22 protein-coding genes are annotated in these 23187 nt (G+C 72.8%); 12 read left to right on the top strand and 10 right to left on the bottom strand.

Translation table 11 applies throughout. The features are described from left to right. The first annotated feature begins 183 nt into the window (after positions 1 to 183). Positions 184 to 933: a hypothetical protein gene (locus OG447_RS09365; RefSeq protein WP_323181745.1), complete on the top strand. Its 750-nt coding sequence runs from the start codon at positions 184 to 186 to the stop codon at positions 931 to 933. A gap of 149 nt (positions 934 to 1082) precedes the next feature. Here OG447_RS09365 and disA read toward each other — a convergent pair whose 3' ends face one another. Both disA and radA read right to left on the bottom strand, forming a co-directional pair. Next, a complete protein-coding gene (gene disA, locus OG447_RS09370) occupies positions 1083 to 2207 on the bottom strand; it encodes a DNA integrity scanning diadenylate cyclase DisA (RefSeq protein WP_266936016.1) in 1125 nt (374 codons plus the stop codon). A 236-nt stretch (positions 2208 to 2443) separates the two neighbouring features. After that, positions 2444 to 3856: a DNA repair protein RadA gene (gene radA / locus OG447_RS09375; RefSeq protein WP_266936017.1), complete on the bottom strand. Its 1413-nt coding sequence runs from the start codon at positions 3854 to 3856 to the stop codon at positions 2444 to 2446. 205 nt (positions 3857 to 4061) lie between these two features. Here radA and OG447_RS09380 point away from each other — a divergent pair, with 205 nt between their 5' ends. Beyond that, positions 4062 to 5813: a hypothetical protein gene (locus tag OG447_RS09380; protein WP_266936018.1), complete on the top strand. Its 1752-nt coding sequence runs from the start codon at positions 4062 to 4064 to the stop codon at positions 5811 to 5813. Between the two features lie 120 nt (positions 5814 to 5933). Here OG447_RS09380 and OG447_RS09385 read toward each other — a convergent pair whose 3' ends face one another. Next, positions 5934 to 6812 (bottom strand): hypothetical protein, encoded by an 879-nt coding sequence (locus OG447_RS09385; protein WP_266936019.1) that lies wholly within the window; start codon positions 6810 to 6812, stop codon positions 5934 to 5936. 62 nt (positions 6813 to 6874) lie between these two features. Between OG447_RS09385 and OG447_RS09390 the strand changes: the two genes are divergently transcribed. Further along, on the top strand, positions 6875 to 7816 hold the full coding sequence (locus OG447_RS09390) for a Ppx/GppA phosphatase family protein (protein ID WP_266936020.1): 942 nt from the start codon (positions 6875 to 6877) through the stop codon (positions 7814 to 7816). A gap of 597 nt (positions 7817 to 8413) precedes the next feature. Here OG447_RS09390 and OG447_RS09395 read toward each other — a convergent pair. The 3 genes from OG447_RS09395 to OG447_RS09405 all read right to left on the bottom strand — a co-directional run bounded on the left by OG447_RS09395 (position 8414) and on the right by OG447_RS09405 (position 10087). Continuing rightward, positions 8414 to 9559, bottom strand: a complete 1146-nt coding sequence (locus OG447_RS09395; protein WP_266936021.1) for a methyltransferase domain-containing protein — start codon at positions 9557 to 9559, stop codon at positions 8414 to 8416. A 137-nt stretch (positions 9560 to 9696) separates the two neighbouring features. Then, entirely contained in the window at positions 9697 to 9921 is a 225-nt protein-coding gene (locus OG447_RS09400) for a hypothetical protein (protein ID WP_266936022.1), read from the bottom strand. After that, positions 9914 to 10087, bottom strand: coding sequence for a hypothetical protein (locus tag OG447_RS09405; protein WP_266936023.1), 174 nt, complete (start codon positions 10085 to 10087; stop codon positions 9914 to 9916). The genes OG447_RS09400 and OG447_RS09405 overlap by 8 nt, the downstream gene beginning before the upstream one ends. A gap of 256 nt (positions 10088 to 10343) precedes the next feature. Between OG447_RS09405 and OG447_RS09410 the strand changes: the two genes are divergently transcribed. Continuing rightward, the gene (locus tag OG447_RS09410; protein WP_266936024.1) at positions 10344 to 11540 is read left to right on the top strand and encodes a transcriptional regulator; all 1197 of its coding nucleotides are present in this window, start codon (positions 10344 to 10346) and stop codon (positions 11538 to 11540) included. On the opposite strand, the gene OG447_RS09415 is transcribed toward OG447_RS09410, so the two are convergent. Together OG447_RS09415 and OG447_RS09420 are read right to left on the bottom strand one after the other, a co-directional pair. Then, positions 11521 to 12186 (bottom strand): HAD family hydrolase, encoded by a 666-nt coding sequence (locus OG447_RS09415; RefSeq protein ID WP_266936025.1) that lies wholly within the window; start codon positions 12184 to 12186, stop codon positions 11521 to 11523. The genes OG447_RS09410 and OG447_RS09415 overlap by 20 nt on opposite strands. A gap of 28 nt (positions 12187 to 12214) precedes the next feature. After that, positions 12215 to 12625: a hypothetical protein gene (locus tag OG447_RS09420; RefSeq protein ID WP_266936026.1), complete on the bottom strand. Its 411-nt coding sequence runs from the start codon at positions 12623 to 12625 to the stop codon at positions 12215 to 12217. Positions 12626 to 12739: 114 nt separating this feature from the next. Between OG447_RS09420 and OG447_RS09425 the strand changes: the two genes are divergently transcribed. From OG447_RS09425 to ilvD, 3 genes are all read left to right on the top strand, one after another. Further along, positions 12740 to 13603 carry a sugar phosphate isomerase/epimerase gene (locus OG447_RS09425; RefSeq protein WP_266936027.1) on the top strand — a complete coding sequence of 288 codons (864 nt, stop codon included), beginning with the start codon at positions 12740 to 12742 and terminating at the stop codon, positions 13601 to 13603. Next, positions 13600 to 14220, top strand: a complete 621-nt coding sequence (locus OG447_RS09430; protein ID WP_266936028.1) for a TetR family transcriptional regulator — start codon at positions 13600 to 13602, stop codon at positions 14218 to 14220. Before OG447_RS09425 ends, OG447_RS09430 begins: the two co-directional genes overlap by 4 nt. A 136-nt stretch (positions 14221 to 14356) precedes the next feature. Then, the gene (gene ilvD, locus OG447_RS09435; protein WP_266936029.1) at positions 14357 to 16207 is read left to right on the top strand and encodes a dihydroxy-acid dehydratase; all 1851 of its coding nucleotides are present in this window, start codon (positions 14357 to 14359) and stop codon (positions 16205 to 16207) included. Positions 16208 to 16283: 76 nt separating this feature from the next. Here the strand turns inward: ilvD and OG447_RS09440 are convergent, their stop codons facing one another. Next, complete coding sequence (locus OG447_RS09440) at positions 16284 to 18458, bottom strand: serine/threonine-protein kinase (RefSeq protein ID WP_266936030.1); 2175 nt, start codon at positions 18456 to 18458, stop codon at positions 16284 to 16286. A 105-nt stretch (positions 18459 to 18563) separates the two neighbouring features. On the opposite strand from OG447_RS09440, the gene OG447_RS09445 reads away from it, so the two are divergent. From OG447_RS09445 to proC, 5 genes are all read left to right on the top strand, one after another. Beyond that, positions 18564 to 18878 (top strand): peptidase, encoded by a 315-nt coding sequence (locus OG447_RS09445; RefSeq protein WP_266936031.1) that lies wholly within the window; start codon positions 18564 to 18566, stop codon positions 18876 to 18878. Positions 18879 to 18977: 99 nt separating this feature from the next. Beyond that, positions 18978 to 19502, top strand: coding sequence for a hypothetical protein (locus tag OG447_RS09450; RefSeq protein ID WP_266936032.1), 525 nt, complete (start codon positions 18978 to 18980; stop codon positions 19500 to 19502). A 142-nt stretch (positions 19503 to 19644) separates the two neighbouring features. After that, on the top strand, positions 19645 to 20448 hold the full coding sequence (locus tag OG447_RS09455; protein WP_266936033.1) for an ABC transporter ATP-binding protein: 804 nt from the start codon (positions 19645 to 19647) through the stop codon (positions 20446 to 20448). Then, positions 20445 to 21200, top strand: coding sequence for an ABC transporter permease (locus tag OG447_RS09460; RefSeq protein ID WP_266936034.1), 756 nt, complete (start codon positions 20445 to 20447; stop codon positions 21198 to 21200). The genes OG447_RS09455 and OG447_RS09460 overlap by 4 nt, the downstream gene beginning before the upstream one ends. A 118-nt stretch (positions 21201 to 21318) precedes the next feature. Continuing rightward, positions 21319 to 22128, top strand: coding sequence for a pyrroline-5-carboxylate reductase (proC, locus tag OG447_RS09465; protein WP_266936035.1), 810 nt, complete (start codon positions 21319 to 21321; stop codon positions 22126 to 22128). A 57-nt stretch (positions 22129 to 22185) separates the two neighbouring features. Here proC and trpS read toward each other — a convergent pair whose 3' ends face one another. Beyond that, a complete protein-coding gene (gene trpS / locus OG447_RS09470; protein WP_266936036.1) occupies positions 22186 to 23184 on the bottom strand; it encodes a tryptophan--tRNA ligase in 999 nt (332 codons plus the stop codon). Between the last annotated feature and the right edge of the window lie 3 nt (positions 23185 to 23187).

A 23187-nucleotide genomic window follows, 5' to 3' on the forward strand; every position in this document is an offset into this window, starting at 1 on the left:
CGGTGGCCGGATCTTGGCGTTCCGGATTGCGCCCGCAGGATGATCATCGGCAAATCGAGGCCGTTGCGCGGCATGTGGGGCACTGATCGGGTCCCGGACTCTCGTAAAGTTCCGTCCGTGGGATCTCTGCGCAATCCGGTCGGGCCGCTCCCCTCCTCCATCTACTGGCGACGGAGGGCTGTGATGGCTTCCGTTGTCGCGCTCCTCTCCGTCCTCGCCCTGTGGGTCGTCACATCCGGCGGGGGGAAGACGAGTACGAACGGAAAGGGCCAGGGCCACCCCGATCCCGTCACCTCGATCACCCCCGGCCCGGCCGGGACGGGGCCGGCGATCAGTCAGGCCCCGGGCGGGCGCACGGAGTCGGGCGGCGGCACCACGGGGTCCGAGGGCGGCGGCTCCGCCGGCACCGGCAAGAACGGCGAACCGGGCAGCGGTACGGGTTCCGGATCCGGCTCGGGCTCGGCCTCCGGCGGCGCGGCGGCCGGCGCGGGCGGCGGCCCGGACCAGGTTCCGGCGGACTCCGGCCTTCCCACCTGCGCGCCGAGTGCGCTGCAGTGGGAGGTCAAGAGCGCGAAGAACGAGTACGAGGCGAACGAGAAGCCCCGTCTCGAACTGATCGCCCGCAACATCTCCGGCACCACGTGCAAGGCCGACCTCGGCCCCAAGCAGGCGGTCCTGACCATCCTTCAGGCCACGAGCAGCAAGGCCGTGTGGTCCTCGGCGGACTGCCCGGCGGGCGCGGGCAACGTCTTCTTCCGCATCCCCGCGCAGGGCGAGTCGAAGCAGTCGCTGGACTGGGACCGCAAGTTCAGCGCGGCGGGCCAGTGCCAGTCGCCTCCGGCGGGGTCGGCGGCGGCGGACACGTACGTGGTCGAGGTCAAGGCCCCGGGCATGCCGGTCGCCCGGACCTCGTTCGTCCTGAAGCAGGACTGACAGCCGGGGGCTCCGCCCCCGGACCCCCGCGCCTCAAACGCCGGCGGGGCTGGAGATTCAGCCTCGCCGGCGTTTGAGGCGCGGGGTTCGGGGGCGGAGCCCCGACAGCGGCGCGCAGCCGAAGACCGGGCAGCGGCGCAGCCCAGACGCTAGACGTAGCGTTCGAGGATCGAGGACTCCGCCAGGCGGGACAGGCCCTCGCGGACGCTGCGCGCACGCGCCTCGCCCACGCCGTCGACCGTCTGCAGGTCGTCCACGCTGGCGGCGAGCAGCTTCTGCAGGCCGCCGAAGTGCTCCACGAGGCGCTCGATGATCGCGCCCGGCAGCCTCGGTACCTTCGCCAGCAGCCGGTAGCCGCGCGGCGACACCGCCGAGTCCAGGGTCTCGGGCGAGCCCGTGTACCCCAGCGCCTTCGCGACGATGGCCAGCTCCAGCAGCTCCGGATGCGTCAGCGCGTCCAGCTCGGCCAGGGCCTCGTCCACCGTGCGGGAACGCTTCGCCGTCGGCTCCGGCACGTAGTCCCGGATGACGAGCTCCCGCTCCTGCTCGATCCCGACCGTCAGCTCGTCCAGCTGGAGCGACAGCAGTCGCCCGTCCGTGCCCAGTTCGACCACGTACTCGGCGATCTCGGTCGCGATCCGGCGGACCATTTCCAGCCGCTGCGCGACCGCGGTCACATCGCGGACCGTGACCAGGTCCTCGATCTCCAGCGCCGACAGCGTGCCCGCGACCTCGTCCAGCCGCAGCTTGTACCGCTCCAGCGTGGCCAGCGCCTGGTTCGCCCGGGACAGGATCGCCCCGGACTCCTCCAGGACGCGGCGTTCGCCGTCCACGTACAGCGCGATCAGCCGCATCGACTGCGACACGGACACGACGGGGAACCCGCACTGCTTGGAGACCCGGTCGGCGGTGCGGTGCCGGGTGCCGGTCTCCTCGGTGTGGATCGACGCGTCCGGCACCAGCTGCACACCGGCCCGCAGGATCTTGGTGATGTCCTTGTCGAGGATGAGCGCGCCGTCGAGTTTGCACAGCTCGCGCAGCCGGGTCGCGGTGAACTCCACGTCCAGGACGAAGCCGCCGGTGCACATCGCCTCGACGCTCTTGTCCATGCCGAGGACGATGAGGCCGCCGGTGTTGCCGCGGACGATCCGTTCCAGGCCGTCACGCAGCGGCTGACCAGGTGCGACCGCGCTCAGCGAGGCCCGCATCATGGCCTCCTGCTTGGAGCTCGCGCCCGACTTCCCGGATGCTGCTGCCCCGTCCTTGGCTGCCACTGCACTCCTCCGGTCGCGGGTTGCGCCGCCCAGCGCCGCGGGCACGAGGACGTGCGTACGGCCGGGCGGACCAGCCCAAAGTCTACCGGCGCACGCTGTGGCCCCGCCGTGGCTTGGCCAGGTAGGCCCGCGGGGGACCCCGTAAGGGCCCCTGACCAGCGGCGCGACCGGATCCGGGGTGATCTCGGCCCCGCCCGGCCATCGCCCGGGACTGTCCAGCCATCGCCCGGCAGGGTCTAGTCGGCTGCGCGCTCCTTGGCCGGCGTACGCGACCGCCCGCGCGGCAGGACCCGTAGCGCATCGCCCATGTCGGCCACCTCGATGACCTTCATCCCGGCCGGCACCTTGCCCGGATCGGCCGGCACCAGGGCGTGCGTGAACCCCAGCCGGTGCGCCTCCGCGAGCCGCCGCTGTACGCCGGTCACGCGCCGCACCTCACCGGCCAGCCCCACCTCCCCGATGGCGACGAGGTTCTTGGGGAGCGGGACGTCACTGGCGGCCGAGGCCAGCGCCAGCGCGATCGCCAGGTCGGCGGCCGGTTCGGTGAGCTTCACCCCGCCCACCGTGGCGCTGTAGATGTCCCGCTTGCCGAGCGCCGTGATCCGGCCGCGCTGCTCCAGCACCGCCAGCATCATCGACACGCGGGAGGTCTCCAGGCCCGAGGTCGTGCGCCGGGGGGAGGGGATCTGCGAGTCCACCGTCAGCGCCTGTACCTCGGCGACCAGCGGGCGCTTGCCCTCCAGGGTCACGGTCAGGCAGGTCCCGGGCACGGCCTCGGCACGCCGGGTCAGGAACAGCCCGCTCGGGTCGGCGAGCCCGGTGATGCCCTCGTCGTGCAGCTCGAAGCAGCCGACCTCGTCGGTGGCCCCGTACCGGTTCTTGATGCCGCGCACGAGCCGCAGCCGGGCGTGCCGGTCGCCCTCGAAGCTCAGCACCACGTCGACCAGGTGCTCCAGGAGCCGGGGGCCGGCGATGGCCCCGTCCTTCGTCACGTGGCCGACGAGGAGGGTGGACATCCCGCGCTCCTTGGAGGCCCGGATCAGCGCCCCGGCCACCTCGCGGACCTGGGCCATGCCGCCGGGCGCGCCGTCGATCTCGGGCGAGGCGACGGTCTGTACGGAGTCCAGGATCAGGAGGGAGGGCTTCACGGCGTCGAGATGCCCGAGCACCGCCGACAGGTCGGTCTCCGCGGCGAGGTAGAGGTGGTCGTTCAGCGCGTTGATCCGGTCGGCCCGCAGCCGCACCTGGCTCGCGGACTCCTCACCCGTGACGTACAGGGTGCGGTGCTCGTCGCTGGCCGCCTTCGCCGCCACGTCCAGCAGCAGCGTCGACTTCCCGACGCCGGGCTCCCCGGCGAGCAGCACCACCGCGCCGGGCACGAGCCCGCCGCCGAGGACGCGGTCGAGCTCGTCCACGCCGGTGCTGCGCGCGGCCGCCGTCCGGCCGTCGACCTGCGCGATCGGCACGGCGGCCGTCGACACCCGGCCCGCGGCCGTGGTGCGCACGGCGGGCGCGCCCATCTCCTCGACGGTGCCCCACGCCTGGCACTCGGGACACCGCCCGAGCCACTTCGCGGTCGTCCAGCCGCACTCGGTACAGCGGTAGGACGGCCGGTCCTTGGCGGATGAACGAGCAGTACGGGCAGCCATGGCGCCCACCGTAGCCGTCCGTACTGACAGAGCCGCCGGGCGGTGGGTCCGGCGGGGCCCGGCGGCTCGGTGAGGGGTGCCGGTGGGGCCAGTGGGGCGTCCGCGTCAGGGCGCGTGTCAGCGGAGCGCCGATCTGTTCACCCGTAAGGACTAAAAGTGCTGAAGGCTTCCGAGGCGCCACGGGCGTGCCGCCTACGGTCGCCAGGTGAACAGCAGCAACCAGGCACACTCCTCATCGCGCACCGGCGCACACCGGGCGCAGGGGCGCACACCCCTTGAAGGGGAGCAGCCGCCCCCCTTCCGGCACGAGCCCTATCTGGACGGCCTGTTCACCTACTGCCTGTCGGTCCTGTGTGACCACGACACCGCCACCGACGTGCTGGGCGATGTCCTCGCAGTGGCGGAACGTCACCCCAACCGCTGCCCCGACGAGGGCGAGCGGCGGGCCTGGCTGTACGCCCTGGCCCGTTGGGGCTGCCTGCGACGCCTGGCCGAGCAGCGGCGCGCCCGGCAGGGAGCGCATTGCGCCGGGCGTGCGCCGGAGCGCACGAATTCCGGCCGTGCGCCGGGTGCTGACACCGACCCCGCCGGGGTTTCCGGAGCCCGGCGCACCCTTGACGTGAGCGCGTACCGCCGTACCGAGCTGGCCCGGCTCGCCTGGCCGGAGGCCGCCGGGACCACGCCCGAGCAGCGCGAGGCCCTCGAACTCGCCGTACGCCACCGCCTCGGCGTGCCCGAGCTGGCCGCCGTCCTCGGTACCGCCCCCACCACTGCCCGGGAGCTGCTGTCCGGCGCCGCCTGCGAGGTCGAGCGCACCCGCGCCGCCCTCGCCGTGGTCGAGACCGCCGGCTGTCCCACCGTGTCCCGCCTCACCGGCGAGGAGGGTGACGGCGGCGTGCTGCTGTCCACCACCCTGCGCGCCGAGCTCGTCCGCCACGTCGACGACTGCCCGCGATGTCGCCGTGTCGCCGAACGCCTCGGCGCCGCGGCCCCCTGGCCCGGCTCCGGCGGCATCGACACCGCCGCCCTCCCGCTGGTCCCGGCCCCGCGCACCGCCATCCACGCGGCGATGCTCCGCTCCGGTGGACGCCGCCGCCGGCCCGGCCCGCGCTTCGACCGCACCGGCTTCCCGATGGACCCCAAGGACCGCGCCGCCCGCCGCGACCGGCTGCGCGCCCGGGCGGTGACCACCACCGTGGTCGCCACCGTCGTCGCCGCCCCGGTCCTGGCGCTGTGGGCCGCGTACCGCGGCGCCCCCAGCACCGGCGAACCCGTCGGCGGCGGAGCCGCCCGTATCTCCGCCAGCGAGTCCGAGCTCCCGCCGCCGCTGGCGGCCGGCCGGCCCCTCACGGCGTACGAGAACGCCGGCAACGCGGCCACCACCATCGGCGGACCCGGCTTCGCCCCTGGCAGCGCCGCCCCCGACGTCTCCGTCGAGGTGATCAGTACGGGCCCCCCGGCCACCCCCGACCGGGCCGGCGCCCCCGGCCGCCTCACCGTGGCGGCGGCCTCCGAAGGGGCCGTCACCCTGCTCACCCTCACCGCCTCGGGCGGCGGCCCCGTGGACTGGCGGCTCTGGTCCGACGCCCCCTGGCTGCGCGCCGACCGGACCGCGGGCACGCTGGCCCCTGGAGAATCGGTCACCCTGCGGATCGTGGTGGACCGCGAAGCCCAGCCCGTGGGCGCCTGGACCGCCCGGGTCGGGGTGGATCCCGGCGGCGCGGTGGTCTCCGTACGGGGCCGCGGGCGCCCGGCACCGACGCCGCCCAGGCCGACGCCCCCGCCGCCGCCGGACCCCACGGAACCGCCGCGGCCCACGCCGACCCCCACGCCGACGCCGACCCCCACGGAGCCGACGCAGCCCCCGACGCCCACGCCGACCCCGACGGATGGCTCAGGCGGAACGGTTTCCCCGCCACCGGAGCCGACCGACGCGCCGGGGCCCGCGGGGCCGTAGGGGCAACAGGGGCCGGTCGGGCCGCGCGGGACCCGTAGGGCCGGAGTGGACCCGTAGGGCCGTGGGACCCGTAGGGCCGCAGCGGCCGTAGGGCTCGGGCGATCCGGGGCGCGCGCGGCGCTAGGCGGCCGGAGTGGGCGGGACCGGGTCGGCCGGGTGCGGGGCCATCGGCAGCAGGGAGGCCAGCCGTGCCTCGCACAGCTTCACGAGCGCCTCGTACCCCTCCTTGCCCATCAGCTCCGTCAGCTCGGGGCGGTACGACACGTACACCGGGTCCCCGGCGCCGTGCGCGGAGGTGGCCGACGTGCACCACCAGTGCAGATCGTGGCCGCCCGGGCCCCAGCCGCGGCGGTCGTACTCACCGATCGACACCTGGAGCACCCGGGTGTCGTCGGGCCGGTCGATCCAGTCGTACGTGCGGCGGATCGGCAGCTGCCAGCAGACGTCGGGCTTGGTCTCCAGCGGCTCGCGGCCCTCCTGCACCGCCAGGATGTGCAGCGAGCAGCCGGCCCCGGCGGGGAACCCCGGCCGGTTCAGGAAGATGCACGCGCCGTCCCAGCGACGGGTCTGCTTCTCCCCGTCGTCGTCATGCTGGGTCCACCCGGTCTCGCTGCCGACGTCGTGGAACTGCCACAGCTCGGGCGTCAGCCGCGCCACGTGCTGCGCCACGCGCTTCTCGTCGTCCTCGTCGGAGAAGTGCGCGCCGAGCGTGCAGCAGCCGTCGTCGGCCCGGCCCACCTGGATGCCCTGGCAGCCGCTGCCGAAGATGCAGGTCCAGCGGGAGGTCAGCCAGGTCAGGTCGCAGCGGAAGATCTGCTCGTCGTCGGCGGGGTCGGGGAATTCCACCCAGGCCCGGGGGAAGTCGAGGCCCTTCTCGTCGGCCACCACGACGCTCTTGGGCTTGTTTTTGGGCTTGTCCTTGGGCTTGTTCCCGGACCTGCCGCCGGCGCCCGTGTCCTTCTGCGACCGGGTCTTGTTGGCCTTCTTCGAATTTGGCACAACCCCAGCCTAAGCGCCCCTTCCTCAACCCCCGCGCGTTCCTCGCAGTAGCGTTTCCCCCTATGAGACTCGGTGTCCTCGATGTGGGTTCGAACACGATCCATCTGCTGGTGGTGGACGCGCACCCCGGTGCGCGCCCGCAGCCGGCGCACTCGCACAAGGTGGAGATGCGGCTGGCGGAGCTGCTCGACGAGGCGGGCGCGGTCACTCCAGAGGGCGTGGAGCGGCTCGTTTCGGTCATTCGCGGCGCGGTGCAGGCCGCGGAGGACAAGGGCTGCGAGGACGTCCTCCCCTTCGCGACCAGTGCCGTGCGCGAAGCCACGAACGCGGACGAGGTCCTGGCCCAGGTGAAGCTGGAGACCGGCGTCGACCTGCCCGTGCTCAGCGGCGAGGACGAGGCCCGGCTGACGTTCCTGGCGGTCCGGCGCTGGTTCGGCTGGTCGGCCGGGAAGCTGCTGGTCCTCGACATCGGCGGCGGCTCGCTGGAGATCGCGTACGGCATCGACGAGGACCCCGACACGGCCGTCTCCCTCCCCCTGGGCGCGGGCCGCCTCACCGCGGGCTGGCTCCCGGGGGACCCGCCGGACGCCGCGGACATCCGGGCCCTACGCCGTCACGTGCGGGCCCAGATCGCCCGTACGGTCGCCGGGTTCAGCCGCTTCGGGGCGCCGGACCACGTGGTCGCGACGTCGAAGACCTTCAAGCAGCTGGCCCGCATCGCGGGCGCGGCCCGCTCGGCGGACGGCCTGTACGTCCAGCGGGACCTGACCCGCAAGTCCCTGGAGGAGTGGGTCCCGCGCCTGGCGGCCATGACGACGGCGCAGCGCTCGGCCCTGCCGGGCGTCTCGGAAGGCCGCGCGAACCAGCTCCTGGCGGGCGCGCTGGTCGCGGAGGGCGCGATGGACCTCCTGGGGGTCGAGGAACTCGAAATCTGCCCCTGGGCCCTGCGCGAGGGAGTCATCCTCCGCCGCCTGGACCACCTCCCGGCCTCGCCGGAGGTGTGAGGGGAGTACGGGGTCCTGCGCGGGGCGGGGCGTCCTGCGGAGCGGGGGCTTCGGGGGGCCTGTGCCTGTGGGGCCTGATCAGGGATGGTTTGGGGGTTTCCCGTCAGTCCCATCGTCTTGCCGTGTCGGGCCGGCCCCTCAAGGGCGCTCACTGCGTTCGCGTCGCTTCGCGATGGCCTGCGGCCACCCTTGACCGGCCGTCCCGACACGGAAAGACAGGACTGTCGGGAAGCCCCCAAAAGGACGGTTACCTGGGACAGACCGAGGAGCGGGGTGGCCAGGGACGGGCGGCCCGGGTGCCCGAGGGTCCGACCGAGCCCGGGCGGACCGCCCCGCGCCCCCGGCCGGGAGCAGGGCCGGCCCTGAGCCTGGCCGAGAGCAGGGGCGGCCCAGCCGGAGCGAGACGGTGACCAGACCCCCGGCAGGAGCGGGCAGCGCGTCTGACCGGTGCGCACTCCTCCCGTCTCGGCGTCCGCGGGCCGTCTGGGGCTGGGCGTCAGCCGCCGCAGAGCGGTCCACGCAGCCCGATGACGGCGGCGAACGGTCGTCTGCGGCTGAGGGACGCAGCCCGCCGGGCTGCCGGGCGCTCCGCCGACTTCATTGGGTGCCCGCGATCGGCACGGTTGCCGTGGGGGCATCGAGCCACGGTGTGTGTCGTCCGTCGGAGGTGACCGTCATGCCGTACCTCTCGACCCCCGGGCGGCCGGCTGCAGACCACCAGGAGTGGGCAGCCGCGATCTCGTCCCAGAGGCGTCGGGGCCCGTACTGGCCGGTGGCGAAGGTTTTGGCCTGCATGCCATCCCAGTCGACGGAGGCCCAGCTGTCTCCGGTGATGTCGGCGAGCCAGAGCCGGACGGGCGCATGCTCGCCGGACGTGTCCCAGGTGTGCCATACGTCGCGGATGCTGAGTCCGAGGTGGAACTGGGCGTCGAGGTCGTCTCCTGCCACGTCCCATGGGGACAGCGCGGTGGTGCACGTGTCAGGGGTCTGGCCGGGCTTGAGTACGTCGTCCAGGTCCGTGGCGACGCGCTGCGTGGAGATCAGCATGTACGAGCCGTGGGCGGCGAACCGGCCGATGGCTCCGCCATCAGCCTGCTTCTCGAGGGCCAGGGTTCCGTAGCAGACCCAGGGGCTGTCCCATGGGGTGACGATGCGGCCACCGGGCTCCGTCTGTGTCAGCCAGCTCACCGGTACGGAACGTACGGAGCACGTGGCGAGGATGTGGCTGTACGGGGCGAGGTCCGGCCAGCCCTCCGTGCCGTCGGCCGTGACCACCTTGGGGCGGTGGCCGGCGGCACGCAGGGAATGGCGCGCGAGGACCGAGAGTTCGGGCACGTTGTCGAGCGACACGACCTGGCCGTCGGAGCAGCGGGCACACAGCAGAGCCGTGTTGAACCCCGTGCCCGTCCCGATCTCCAGGACACGGCTGTTTGCTGTCAGCCGTGCATCCTCCAGCAGCCGCACCACGGTGCTCGGCGCGGAGGCCGACGAAAGCGGAACTCGCGCGCCGCCGAGGACCGTGAACTCGGTGATGAGCGGCTGGTCGCTGTACGCGGCAGCCTCCCAGGCCTCTGGTTCTGATGTCCGGTCGAGCGGCCGATGGCCACCATCTCCGTCGCGAACCCACACGAGGGCGGGAAGGAATGTGCTGCGGGGGGTGGCGGCGACGATGGCCGGCCACGGCTCGGCAGCGGGCCGCCCCAGGGTCGCGGTGATGCCGGCGAGGAGGCTCTCGATCCCCATGTTCTCTTCCTCCCTTGCTACTTCTTGGGCGGGGGTGGTGGTGGCGGAGGCGGGGGTGGTGGCGGAGGAACCGGTCGGTTGGGCTGGTGTCCGTCGTCGCCGATCGGCGACCTGTGCTTGCCCATGGGCTTCCTCTCCTACCCGCCCTCGTTCGGGGCGGATGGCTCGATGTTGTCGACGGCTGTGGAGAATTCGCGGCCGGAAGCGCCCCGGATGTAGGCCAGCTCCATCCAGTGGTGGTGGCCGGAGTCCGAGACGTCCTCGTTGATCACGGCCATCAGCTCCCCCTCAAGACCCGACGCGATGTCACGTACCTGGCGGCGCAGTAGTCGGTGGGGAACGTACTCGTACCGGTCACTCATCGGACGGCGTATCGACGGAGTCGATGAAGCGCTCCCAGCCGACGCGTGCGCGGTCGAGGAGATCCTGGCTGGGCCCGGGTACGGGCGCCAGTTTCGGTACGGGGGCGAGCCGGGCGGTCATCTCAGGCAGTTCACGAGTGGGGTCATGGACCATTCGGATGGTCATGGATCCTCCGTGCCGTCGTCAGTGGGCAGGCTGCCCGGCTCAGTCGTTGTCTGCATTACAGAGTCGTCCTGGAAGAGGCATCCCGCGAGGACTTCTGAAGGTCTTCTTGACGCCCGTAAGGGGACTTCTGTTGGTTCCGCTGGGTGAATGGTGGCCCTTCTGGGGACTTGTTTGAGACAGTGGTCATCCATCCGACGCTGTACGGAGGTTGAGCGTGCCAAGGTCACCCGGGAACGTCCGCTTCAAGGCCGCTCGCATGGCTGCCGGGTACGTCTCGCAGCAGGCCCTCGTCCATGCGCTCGCCGAGCGAGGCCTCTCCATCGATGTTCGGCAGGTCCGGCGGTGGGAATCCGACACGCCGCCGTGGCCGTACCCCGGGGCGCAGCAGGCGTTGACCGAGCTACTCGGCCAGGACGTTGAGTCACTCGGCTTCACGCCGCCCGCCGGGCACGATCGTGCCGTCACGAGCCGCGTGGCGCGCGTCGCGTCTCCTGGCTCCTCGCCGAGGGTTTCCATGCAGAACGCCGCCTCGACGCAGCCGGCCAGCGCGGCCGCTGACTACCTGGCCGTGACACGGGCACACCGGCGCCTCTACTGGACCGTCGCCCCGGCCGTGCTCCACCCTGCGGTCAGTGCCCATGCGGCGCTCGGTGGCGCACTCCTGCCTGCCACCGCCGGGGCGACTCGGCAAGCTGTCGCCACTGCGCTGGCCGAGTCCTTTCTCCTCGCCGGGCGCATCGAGTTCTTCGATCTACGTGAGCCCCAGCAAGCGGATGACACCTGGCTTCGCGCGCTTCAGGCGGCGGGTGAGGCGGACGACCCGCTGCTCGGCGCCGCAGTCCTTGCCCACAAGGCTTTCGTACCGGGATGGGGCGGCGACCGTGCTGGAGCCGCTGAGCGGATGCTGATGGCCCGAACCTACGCCCGCCGTGGACCGGCTTCCGGGGAGTTCCTGGCGTGGCTCGACGCGGTCGAGGCCGAGTGTGAGACGAGGTGCAAGCATCTGAGGACCGCCCTGAACCTGATCGCCCACGGCGAGGAAGTCCTGACCGCCGGGCCGGAGCACGCCTTGCCGGAGTGGATGGATTGGTTCAGCCCGGTCCGGCTGGCGGCGTTCAAGGGGAACACCCAGCTCATTGCAGGACATCTCCCGCAGGCCAGGGAGACCCTCCTTGGCGTGTTGGACACCCTCCCGGCGGACGCGGACAAGCAGCGGACAGTGGTCCTGGGCGACCTGGCAGCCGTCGAGGCAGCAGCCGGGGCGCCCGAAGCCGCCTGCGTGTACGCGATTCGTGCACTGGACCAGTTGGAGACGCATTGGTACGCCACCGGGATGGAGCGGGTCAGGGAGGCGCGGCGCGCGCTCGCCGCGTGGCAGCACGAGCAGTGCGTACGCGATCTCGATGACCGGCTCTACGGCTGGGGAACGACGCTCAGTGTGCTGACGCGTTGAACTCGGTGATCCGGTCGGGGAGGTCGAGGAGAGTGTCGATCCTGAAGGTCGGGAGTGTTGTGGCCTCTTCCGTCTCCCACTGGATGGTGGCCCAGGGGCCGCGTCGGATCAAGGCACTGTGCATGCCCGCGGCGACTGCGGGGCGCAGATCGTTGTCGACACGGTCGCCCACGTAGAGGATCTCGTCCGGGGCGAAAGGGACCGCCTTGGCCACGCGGACGAAGAACTCCGGATCCGGCTTGCTGGCTCCCCAGTCGTCCGAGGTGCCGATCAGGTCCACGTCCGTGGAGAAGAGGTGCCGGAGGATTCCTCCCGCACGGACGGTCTGGTTTCCGGCGATGCCCAGCCACAGCCCGTCGGCGCGCAGCCGGGAGAGGGCGGGGCGGACGTCGGCGTACAGGTCGCTCTCGTCGAAGTGTTCGGGCTGCCCGGCGGTCGCGCGGGCCTCGCGCTGCTCGTACAGGTCGAAGCCGGGCCGGAAGGCCTGGAAGGTCTCGCGGTAGTCGCCACCCTGGGCGATGACGGCGCCGAACATCGCGGCGAAGGTGTGCCGTGGAACGTCGAGCCAGTCGGCCCAAGTGCCGTACTCCCGGGTCTCGTCCACCAGGCACTCGCCGACATCGAAGACCACCGCGCGAATTGTCATGGGGAGAGCCTAATCCTGAGCGAGTTCGTCAGCTGCGGGTCGGCGACCATGGTCTCGCACCGCACCGCACCGCACCGCACCGCACCGCACCGCACCGCACCGCACCGCACCGCACCGCACCGCACCGCACCGCACCGCACCGCACCGCACCGCACGGCGACGGCGGCCTCGTGCCGCCGGGCCTCAGCGGAGTCGGAGCCTGCTCGTGACTCCGGCGTGGTCGGAGAGCCCACAGACCTGACGGGGTGCGGTCGGCCGGGACCTCGCCCACCCGGTCGGCCCTCAGCGCGGTGATCTTGCCGCGGAAGAGCACGTAGTCGATGCGCTGGGTGAGGCTGGAGGTGTCGTTGCGCAGGTCGGGGGCCTGGCAGCAGGCGAAGCCGGGGTGGCGGTGTCGGGTGGCGGTCCAGGCGTCCTTGAAGCCGGCGGCCCGGCGCACCCGGCGTCCCGGACCGTTCGGCAGCGTCGGCGGCTCCGCTCCGGCGGCCGTCGGGCCGGGCTCGCGTGGCGGCCGTCACGTACCGGGCGGGCGGCGGCCCCGTAACCTGTCTGCGTGGCAGAACCAGTCCGTACACCGACCGCGAAAGTCGCCCTCTCCACCGCCTCGGTCTATCCGGAGTCGACGGCGACCGCCTTCGAGATCGCCGCGCGCCTCGGGTACGACGGCGTCGAGGTCATGGTCTGGACGGATCCGGTCAGTCAGGACGTCGACGCCCTGCGGCGGCTGTCCGACCACCACCAGGTGCCGATCCTGGCCATTCACGCGCCGTGCCTTCTCATCACCCAGCGCGTGTGGTCCACGGATCCCTGGACCAAGCTCCAGCGGGCGCAGGCGGCGGCGGAGCGGCTCGGGGCGTCGACCGTCGTCGTGCATCCGCCCTTCCGCTGGCAGCGCCAGTACTCCCGCGACTTCGTCACCGGCATCTGGCGGATGGCGGACGAGACCGACGTGCGGTTCGCCGTCGAGAACATGTACCCCTGGCGCTACCGCGACCGCGAGATGCTCGCGTACGCGCCCGAGTGGGACGTGACGAAGGACGACTACCGGCACTTCACCGTCGACCTGTCGCACACCGCGACCGCCCGGACGGACGCCACCGCGATGATCGACCGGATGGGCGACCGCCTCGCGCACGTCCACCTCGCCGACGGAAACGGTTCGGCCAAGGACGAGCACCTGGTCCCCGGCCGGGGTACGCAGCCCTGCGCCGAGCTGCTGGAGCGGCTCGCCCGGACCTCCTTCGACGGGCACGTGGTGATCGAGGTCAACACGCGGCGGGCCATGTCCTCCGCCGAGCGCGAGGCCGACCTCGCCGAAGCCCTGGCCTACACCCGCCTGCACCTCGCCACCGCGGCCGGCACCCCCGCCACCACCCCCGGCACCCCCGCCGCCCGGCCCCCGGCCCGCCGCCCGTGACCGGGCCCGCGAAGCCGCGCCGCCGCGGCCCCGGCCGGCCCCGCCAGGACGAGGCCGAGGAGGGCCCCGGCACCCAGGAGCGCATCCGGCTCGCCGCCCGCGAGGTGTTCGCGGAGCGCGGGTACGACAAGACGTCCGTACGCGGCATCGCGAAGGTGGCGGGCGTGGACCCGGCGCTGGTGCACCACTACTTCGGCAGCAAGGAAGACCTGTTCGCCGCCGCCATCGAGGTGAGCATGGAGCCCGCCCTGGTGGTCCCGGCGATCCTCGGCGAGGGCCCGGACGGCATCGGCGAGCGGCTGGCCAGGTACTTCCTGGGGATCTGGGAGAACCCGGTCACCCGTGCGCCCCTGCTCGCCGTCCTGCGGTCGGCGCTCACCCACGAGGCCGCAGCGAAGGTCCTGCGCGGGCTGGTCCTGCGCAAGGTCCTGGAGCGGGTCGCCGCCGACCTCAAGGTCCCCGACCCGACGTTCCGCGCCGAGCTGGCCGCCTCCCACATGATCGGCATCGCGATCGTGCGCTACGTCGTCCAGGTCGAGCCCCTCGCGTCCGCGGACCCGGAGGCCATCGTCACCCTGGTCGCCCCCACGCTCCAGCGCTACCTGACCGAAGAGTGACCGCTGGCTGACCCTCGCGTCCCGGCATCCGGACGTGCCGTCCGCATCCCGGGCGGCAAGCGGTAGCCTCGTAACAGATTCCTGTCTACCGTCGCGGCCGCGGTCGGCGCAGCCGCACCCCTGGGGAGTGAACCCGATGCCCGAGCTCAGGTCCCGCACCGTCACCCACGGCCGCAACATGGCGGGCGCCCGCGCCCTTATGCGCGCGTCGGGCGTAGCGAGCGAGGACATCGGGAAGCCGATCATCGCGGTCGCCAACTCCTTCACCGAGTTCGTCCCCGGCCACACCCACCTGGCCCCGGTCGGCCGGATCGTCTCCGACGCCATCCGGGAGGCGGGCGCGATCCCGCGGGAGTTCAACACGATCGCCGTCGACGACGGCATCGCCATGGGGCACGGCGGGATGCTGTACTCGCTGCCCTCGCGCGACCTGATCGCGGACTCCGTGGAGTACATGGTCGAGGCGCACTGCGCCGACGCGCTGATCTGCATCTCCAACTGCGACAAGATCACGCCCGGGATGCTGATGGCCGCGATGCGCCTCAACATCCCCGTCGTGTTCGTGTCCGGCGGCCCGATGGAGGCCGGGCAGGCCATCCTCGTCGACGGCACCGTCCGCAAGCTCGACCTGATCGACGCCATGGTCGACGCCTCCAACGAGAACGTCTCCGACGAGGACGTGCTGCGGATCGAGGAGAATGCCTGCCCCACCTGCGGCTCGTGTTCCGGCATGTTCACCGCCAACTCCATGAACTGCCTCGCCGAGGCCATCGGCCTCGCCCTCCCCGGCAACGGCTCGGTCCTCGCCACCCACACCGCGCGCCGCGCCCTGTACGAGGACGCCGGCCGGACGGTCGTGGAGATCACCAAGCGGTATTACGAGGACGGCGACGAGTCGGTCCTCCCGCGCAACATCGCCACCCGCGAGGCCTTCGAGAACGCCATGGCCCTCGACATCGCGATGGGCGGCTCGACGAACACGATCCTGCACCTGCTGGCCGCCGCGCAGGAAGCCGGTCTGGACTACGACCTGACCGACATCGACGCCGTCTCGCGCCGCGTCCCGTGCCTGTCCAAGGTCGCGCCGAACGTCGCGCCCGGCGGCACGTACTACATGGAGGACATCCACCGGGCCGGCGGCATCCCCGCCATCCTCGGCGAGCTGCACCGCGGCGGGCTCCTCAACAAGGACGTCACCACCGTCCACTCGGACGGCCTGGAGGACTGGCTCGCGAAGTGGGACGCCCGCTCCGGCACGGCGAGCGAGACGGCCATGGAGCTGTGGCACGCGGCCCCCGGCTGCAAGCGTTCCGCCACCGCCTTCTCCCAGTCCGAGCGCTGGGACAACCTCGACCTCGACGCCGAGGGCGGCTGCATCCGCTCGGTGCAGCACGCGTACTCCAAGGACGGCGGCCTCGCCGTGCTGCGCGGCAACATCGCCGTGGACGGGTGCGTCGTCAAGACCGCCGGTGTCGACGAGTCGATCTGGACCTTCGAGGGCCCGGCCGTCGTCTGCGAGTCGCAGGACGAGGCCGTCGACAAGATCCTCCGCAAGGAGATCAAGGCGGGCGACGTCGTCGTCATCCGCTACGAGGGCCCGCGCGGCGGCCCCGGCATGCAGGAGATGCTCTACCCGACGTCCTTCCTCAAGGGCCGCGGCCTCGGCAAGGTCTGCGCCCTGGTGACGGACGGCCGCTTCTCCGGCGGCACCTCGGGCCTCTCCATCGGCCACGCCTCCCCGGAGGCGGCCTCGGGCGGCGACATCGCGGTCGTCGAGGACGGCGACCGGATCCGCATCGACATCCCGAACCGGACGATCGAGCTCCTCGTCGACGAAGCCACCCTGGCGGCCCGCCACGAGGCCCTGGGCGGCGTCTACGCCCCGAAGAACCGCGAGCGCAAGGTCTCCGCGGCCCTGCGCGCCTACGCGGCGATGGCCACCAGCGCCGACAAGGGCGCCGTCCGCGACGTGAGCCTTCTGTCCTGACGCCCCCTGCGCACCGCACGGCCCCTGCGCACCGCACGGCCCCGCCCGACCCGGTCGGACGGGGCCGTCGCGCTGTTCACCACCCGGCGGGGTTCGCGGCGTCCACCGCGAAGACCGACCCGTCGGGCGCGCTCGCGAACACCCGCCCGCCGCCGGTCACCGGCGCGGGCACCGTCGCGTTGTAGGTGCCCTGGCCGGTGCCCATCCGGGGGTCCGTCTGCCCGATCAGCCGGCCCGCCGCGGCGTCCACCGCGATCAGCCGGCCGTCCGCCGCCATCAGGTACAGCCGCCCGTCGGCGACGACCGGCCGCGACGCCGAGGCCACGGCCGTCTCCAGCCGCCACGCCTCCCGTTCCGGACCGACCGCGGTCAGCGCACCGGACATGCCGATCAGGTACGCCACCCCGTCGGGCCCGACCGCCGCCTCCGCCTGCAACTGCCCGACCGACAGCGCGGTACGCCGTACCGCGCGCGTCCCGAGGTCGACGCGCACGACCGCGCCCGTCATCCCCTGCAGATCACCGGCCAGCAGGTGCAGGCTGCCCTGCGCGACTCCGACCGGCCGGAGCATTCCCGGCGCGCGCAGCTGCCACCGCACTCCGCCGGTGGCCGGGTCGACCGCCGAGATCTGCGAGGACGCGCCGTCGTCGGCGCGCGTCGACACGTAGAGGTCCTGCCCGCCGTCGGGCTGCTCCTGGCCGGTGAACCACACGGACCCCAGCCGTCCCAAGCGCTTGTCCCAGCTCACGCCGCCGGTCTTCGCGTCGAGCGCCGTGACGTTCCCGTCCGCCGTCGCGACCAGCACGGTCGCCCCCGACGCCAGTACGCGGACGTCCGCCGCCACCTCCTTCTTCCACCGCACCGCGCCCGTGGCCGGATCCAGCGCCTGGAGCAGCCCGCTGCCGGGGCCCATGGCCAGGACGAGTCCGCCGCTCGCGACGGGCACGACCGTGGTGGCGCCCGCCGTACGCGGACCCGTACCGGGCGTGCGCACGGACCAGGTCACGCCGCCGTCGGCCTCCTCCAGCCGGGCCGCGACGAGCCCCGGCGCCGAGCAGTAGAGGGCCGCGGCCGCCCAGGAGCAGGAGGACACCGCCTTCCGGGGTCCGGCGTCGGGCAGCGAGGCCGACCAGGGGGCGGCGGCCGGCGGCTGCGTCCCGGCGGCCGGGCCGATCTGCTGCGCGGCCCCGCGCCCGCCGCTGGCCTGGCCGGCCGCGAAGTGTGCGTAGGCTCCGACGGCCCCGCCGGTCAGCAGCAGCCCGAGCGCCAGCGCCACGGCGGTCCGCCGCGGCCGCCGCCCCGGGGCCTTCACGGGGGCGGGGGGCCGTACCCGCCGGTGCGTGAGCGCGTCGGCGGCAGCCGCGGGGCCGGTCCGGGCCCCGGCCGAGAGGGGCCGGCGGGGCTGCGGGACGAAGGCCCGGGTGTCCTCGCCCGTCGGGTACGCGGCCGCCCGCAGCTCGCCGAGCAGGGCGTCGGGGGTCGGCCGGTCGGCGGGGTCCTTCGCGAGGCAGCGGGCGAGGACCGGCGCGAGCGCGTCCGGCACCCCCGTCAGATCGGGCTCGCTGTGCACCACCTGGTAGGCGACGAGGTAGTGGCTCTCGGAGTCGAAGGGCCCGCGCCCGGTCAGCGCGTGCACCAGTACGGCGCCCATCGCGAACACGTCCGCGGCGGGCCCCACCTCCCGCGGCCGCTGGAACTGCTCCGGCGCCATGAACGGCGGCGTCCCGATCAGCTTCCCGGTCTCGGTCCGCAGGTCGCTGTCGACCGGCCGCGAGATCCCGAAGTCGATGACCCGTACCCCGTCGGGCGCCATCAGGACATTGCTGGGCTTCAGGTCCCGGTGCACCACACCGGCCCGGTGGATGTCCCGGAGTGCCTCCGCCAGCCCGGCGCCGAGCCGGGCCGCCTCGGCCCCGTCGAGCGGCCGCTCCCGTACGCGCTCCGCGAGCGTCGGGGCGTCGATGAACAGCGTGGCCATCCAGGGCCGTTCGGCCAGCGGATCCGCGTCCACGACCGGCGCGGTGAACGCCCCGCTGACCCGCCGCGCGGCGGCGACCTCCTGCCGGAACCGTGCCCGGAACTCCGGATCCACCGCGTGCTGCGCGTGGACGACCTTGACCGCGAGCCGCAGCCCGGACGCCGAGGTGGCCAGGTGCACGACGCCCATGCCGCCGGAACCCAGCACGGATTCCAGCCGGTACTGCCCGGCGTACTCCGGAAAACCGGCCCGTTCCGCGCGCAGTGAATGCACTGCCGACCACCCCCGCCGGAGCCTAGTCGATGGCGCATATGAATCGGTATGGGCCTGCTACCCTGCGCGAGTTGCAGAGCGCCATGCTCCAAGGGGGGAGTTCACATGTCGGTTGAGGGAGAGCTGGACCAAGTCCAGGACGGGGTACAGGGCCTTGCCGCAGCGTCCGGTTACCCGAGCTATCCGGTCGCGCCCGGAGTCCAGCTCAAGGTGCGCAGCGGTCCGGGTACCGGCTACTCGGTGGTGAGCGTCCTGCCGCTCGGCGCCTCGGTCACGATCCGCTGCCAGTGCGAGGGCACCACCGTCTCGGGCCCGTACGGGACGACGAACCTCTGGGACTGCGTCGGCAACGGCCAGTTCGTCTCGGACGCCTACGTCAGGACGGGCAGCGACGGCTACGTGGCCGCACAGTGCAGCTAGCGTCGTGGCCGTGTCCTTCGGCCCGGCTCCCGGGCCGTCACCGTTCTGACACGTGAGACACGCCCCGGCCCGGCCGGCCCGGCGGGGATAATCGCTGATGTGAGCGACGACCAGCGAGACCAGACCCCCGCCGCGCCGGTCCCGGCGGCCCCCGTCGGCCCCGAGCCCGAGCCGATCCACTTCTTCGGGACGACCTGGGTGGAGCACGACGGCGGCTACGCCGTGCGCCGCGCCGCCGCCGCCTTCGTCTCGCTGGCCATCGCCGTCGTCAGCACCTTCCTGCTCCGCTTCGCCTACGAGGGCATGGAGATCGGCAACGTCGGCCCGTTCCTCAGCATCTCCGTCGTCGTCCTCTTCGCGATCGCCAGCTCCATCGCCTTCATCAAGACCTGGGCGTCCTTCAGCAGCCGCCCGGCCCCGTCCTCGGACGAGGCCGCCCTCAAGGGACTCAAGGCGATCGGTTTCATCGGCTCCCTCATCGCGTACTTCATCCGCTGCTTCTTCGAGGCCCCGGGCGAGGGCCTGCGCCGCGCCGAGTACGAGCGCGCCGTGGCCGAATTCGCACGCCGCCGCAGCTCCCGTACGGGCAACCCGGCCGCGCGGCGCCCCAAGCGCAAGAAGTAACCGGCCCGCCGGCCGGCTCCGCCCCACCTCACCTCCCGGCCGGCCCCGCCCCCACCCCCACCCTTCACCTCCAGCCCCGGCCCCGTACGGGACCCGCCGCACCGGTTGACGGCCCGGCACAGCCAGGAGCATTATTCATCACATGATGAATAACCAGGCGGAAGGGGCCCCGCCTCCCAACCCGGCCGCCGTCCACGCCCACGGCCTCACCGTCCGCCGCGGCGCCGGCCGCACTCCGCGCACCGTCATCGACTCCATCGCCTTCGACGTCCCCCGCGGCCGCATCACCGGCCTCCTCGGCCCCTCCGGCTGCGGAAAGTCCACCCTCATGCGCGCCGTCGTCGGCAGCCAGGCCAACGTCACCGGCACCCTCGACGTCCTCGGCCGCCCCGCCGGCCACCCCGAGCTCCGCTCCCGCATCGGCTACGTCACCCAGGCACCCTCCGTCTACGACGACCTCACCGTCCGGCAGAACCTCGACTACTTCGCTGCGATCCTCGACCCCGGCCGCGCCGCCGCCGACCGCCGCGCCGCCTCCGTCACCCGCGCCGTCACCGACGTCGACCTCACCACCCACGCCGACGCCCTCGCCGGGAACCTCTCCGGCGGCCAGCGCAGCCGCGTCTCCCTCGCCGTCGCCCTCCTCGGCACCCCCGAACTGCTGGTCCTCGACGAACCCACCGTCGGCCTCGACCCCGTACTGCGCCGCGACCTGTGGAACCTCTTCCACGACATCACCGCCACCCGCGGCACCACGATCCTCGTCTCCTCCCACGTGATGGACGAGGCCGAGCGCTGCCACGAACTGCTCCTCATGCGCGAGGGCAGCATCCTCGCCCAGGACACCCCCGACGCCCTGCGCACCCGCACCCGCTCCGCCACCGTCGAGGAAGGCTTCCTCCGCCTCGTCGACGAGGCCAACGCACTCTCCCGGGAGACGCGATGACCGTCACGACCGCAATGAACGGCGCCCGCACCACCGCCACCGCGGCCCGGGTCCTGCGCCAGCTGGGCCACGACCCGCGCTCCATCGCACTGATGCTCCTGGTTCCCGTACTGATGCTGACCCTGCTGCGCTTCGTCTTCGACGGCAGCCCGCGCACCTTCGACGGCATCGGAGCCTCGCTCCTCGGGATCTTCCCCCTCATCACGATGTTCCTGGTGACCTCCATCGCCACCCTGCGCGAACGCACCTCCGGCACCCTGGAGCGCCTCCTCGCCATGCCGCTCGGCAAGGGCGACCTCATCGCCGGCTACGCCCTCGCCTTCGGCGCCGTCGCCGTCGTCCAGTCCCTCCTCGCCACCGGCCTCGCCCTCTCGGTCCTCGGCCTGGACGTCGTCGGCTCCCCCTGGCTGCTCCTGCTCGTCGCCCTCCTCGACGCGCTCCTCGGCACCGCCCTCGGCCTCTTCGTCTCCGCCTTCGCGGCCTCCGAGTTCCAGGCCGTCCAGTTCATGCCGGCGGTGATCTTCCCCCAGCTGCTGCTCTGCGGACTCTTCGCCGCCCGCGACACGATGCACCCCGTCCTCGAAGGCATCTCCGACGTCCTGCCGATGTCCTACGCCGTCGACGGCATGACCCAGGTCCTCACCCACACCGACATGACCGCCGACTTCGTCCGCGACGCCGTGATCGTCGCCGCCTGCGCCCTGCTCGTCCTCGTCCTCGGCGCCGCCACCCTCCGCCGCCGGACGCCCTGACCCCCACGGACCCGACGCCCACAGGCCGGACACACCACCCGTACCCACGTGCACGGGTGCAAGGATGAGGAGGTATCCGCAGCACGCGTGCAACAACGTTCGGCGAGGTGAATCGGGCATGACCCAGACAGTCGCAGTCCTCGGTACCGGCAAGATCGGCGAGGCCCTGCTCAGCGGGATGATCCGGGGCGGCTGGCCCGCCTCGAAGCTCCTCGTCACCGCCCGCCGCCCGGAACGCGCCGAGGAACTCCACACCCGCTACGGCGTCGAGGCCGTCAGCAACGCCGAGGCCGCCAAGCGCGCCGACACCCTCATCCTCACCGTCAAGCCGCAGGACATGGGCAAGCTCCTGGAGGAACTCGCCCCGCACGTCCCCGCCGACCGCCTGGTCATCAGCGGAGCCGCCGGCATCCCCACCTCCTTCTTCGAGGAGCGGCTCGCCCCCGGCACCCCCGTCGTCCGCGTCATGACGAACACCCCCGCCCTCGTCGACGAGGCCATGTCCGTCATCTCCGCCGGCAGCCACGCCACCGCAGCCCACCTCCTGCACACCGAGGAGATCTTCGGCGGCGTCGGCAAGACCCTGCGCGTCCCCGAGTCCCAGCAGGACGCGGCCACCGCCCTCTCCGGCTCCGGCCCCGCCTACTTCTACTTCCTCGTCGAGGCCATGACCGACGCCGGCATCCTCCTCGGCCTGCCCCGGGCCCAGGCCCACGACCTGATCGTCCAGGCCGCCATCGGTGCCGCCGTGATGCTCCGCGACAGCGGCGAACACCCGGTCAAGCTCCGCGAGGCCGTCACCTCCCCGGCCGGTACGACGATCAACGCGATCGTGGAGCTGGAGAAGCACGGCGTACGGGCGGCCCTGATCGCCGCCCTCGAAGCGGCCCGCGACCGCAGCCGCGAACTCGCCTCCGGCAACAGCTGACCGGCCGGACCCACGGGTACGGGCCCCCGCGCGAGCGGAAGCCCGTACCCGGCCCCGTCACGGCGCGAGCAGCCCGATGGCCTCGTACGCCCGGTCCACCACCGGCCGCGCCAGCGCCCTCGCCCGCCCGGCGCCCTCCCGCAGCACCTTCTCCACCGCGCCCGGATCGGCCACGAGCTCCGCGTGCCGCTCCTGTACGGGCCGCAGCAGCTCCACCACCGCGTCGGCGACGTCCCGCTTGAGCGCCCCGTAGCCGGTGTAGCCCTCCGCGAGCACCGCGGGATCCCCGCCGGTGCAGGCGGCCAGCAGATCGAGCAGGTTCGCGACCCCGGGCCGCGCCTCCCGGTCGTAGACCACCCCGCCGTCCCCGCTGTCGGTGACGGCCCGCATCACCTTCTTGGCGACGACCCCGGGCTCATCGAGCAGATAGACGATCCCGGCCCCGTTCTCATGGGACTTCCCCATCTTCGACGTCGGCTCCTGAAGGTCCATGACCCGCGCCGCCACCTTCGGGTGCGTCGCCTTCGGCACGGTGAAGGTGTGCCCGTACCGCTGGTTGAAGCGCACCGCCAGATCCCGGGTCAGCTCCACGTGCTGCCGCTGGTCCTCACCGACCGGCACCTCGTCCGTCCGGTACGCGAGGATGTCGGCGGCCATCAGCACGGGATAGGTGAGCAGTGACAGCCGTACGCCGTCCCCGGCCGCCTGCGCCTTCGCAGCCTTCTCCTTGTACTGGATCATCCGCCGCAGCTCCCCGTCGCCCGCGGTGCACTCCAGCAGGTACGCCAGCCGCGTGTGCTCGTCGACGTGGCTCTGCACGAAGAGCGTGCACCGCTGCGGATCCAGCCCGGCGGCGAGCAGCAACGTCGCCGCCTGCCGACTGAGACGACGTACGCGGGCCGGATCGTGCTCGACGGTCAGCGCGTGCAGGTCCACGACGCAGAACAGCGCCTCGTCCGGCTGCTGGTCGGCGGCGACCCACTGCCGGACGGCCCCCAGGTAGTTGCCCAGCGTCAGATGCCCCGACGGCTTGACCCCGCTGAAGATCCTCGTCATGTC

This window comes from Streptomyces sp. NBC_01408 (assembly GCF_026340255.1).
GTDB lineage: Bacteria > Actinomycetota > Actinomycetes > Streptomycetales > Streptomycetaceae > Streptomyces.

What these genes read in the sequence shown, in the direction of transcription:
- OG447_RS09365 (WP_323181745.1), top strand. Translation starts at nt 184, where the DNA reads ATGGCTTCCGTTGTCGCGCTCCTCTCCGTCCTCGCCCTGTGGGTCGTC.
- radA (WP_266936017.1), bottom strand. Translation starts at nt 3,856, where the DNA reads ATGGCTGCCCGTACTGCTCGTTCATCCGCCAAGGACCGGCCGTCCTAC.
- OG447_RS09390 (WP_266936020.1), top strand. Translation starts at nt 6,875, where the DNA reads ATGAGACTCGGTGTCCTCGATGTGGGTTCGAACACGATCCATCTGCTG.
- OG447_RS09395 (WP_266936021.1), bottom strand. Translation starts at nt 9,559, where the DNA reads ATGGGGATCGAGAGCCTCCTCGCCGGCATCACCGCGACCCTGGGGCGG.
- OG447_RS09400 (WP_266936022.1), bottom strand. Translation starts at nt 9,921, where the DNA reads ATGAGTGACCGGTACGAGTACGTTCCCCACCGACTACTGCGCCGCCAG.
- OG447_RS09405 (WP_266936023.1), bottom strand. Translation starts at nt 10,087, where the DNA reads ATGACCATCCGAATGGTCCATGACCCCACTCGTGAACTGCCTGAGATG.
- OG447_RS09410 (WP_266936024.1), top strand. Translation starts at nt 10,344, where the DNA reads ATGGCTGCCGGGTACGTCTCGCAGCAGGCCCTCGTCCATGCGCTCGCC.
- OG447_RS09415 (WP_266936025.1), bottom strand. Translation starts at nt 12,186, where the DNA reads ATGACAATTCGCGCGGTGGTCTTCGATGTCGGCGAGTGCCTGGTGGAC.
- ilvD (WP_266936029.1), top strand. Translation starts at nt 14,357, where the DNA reads ATGCCCGAGCTCAGGTCCCGCACCGTCACCCACGGCCGCAACATGGCG.
- OG447_RS09445 (WP_266936031.1), top strand. Translation starts at nt 18,564, where the DNA reads ATGTCGGTTGAGGGAGAGCTGGACCAAGTCCAGGACGGGGTACAGGGC.
- OG447_RS09455 (WP_266936033.1), top strand. Translation starts at nt 19,645, where the DNA reads ATGATGAATAACCAGGCGGAAGGGGCCCCGCCTCCCAACCCGGCCGCC.
- OG447_RS09460 (WP_266936034.1), top strand. Translation starts at nt 20,445, where the DNA reads ATGACCGTCACGACCGCAATGAACGGCGCCCGCACCACCGCCACCGCG.
- proC (WP_266936035.1), top strand. Translation starts at nt 21,319, where the DNA reads ATGACCCAGACAGTCGCAGTCCTCGGTACCGGCAAGATCGGCGAGGCC.
- trpS (WP_266936036.1), bottom strand. Translation starts at nt 23,184, where the DNA reads ATGACGAGGATCTTCAGCGGGGTCAAGCCGTCGGGGCATCTGACGCTG.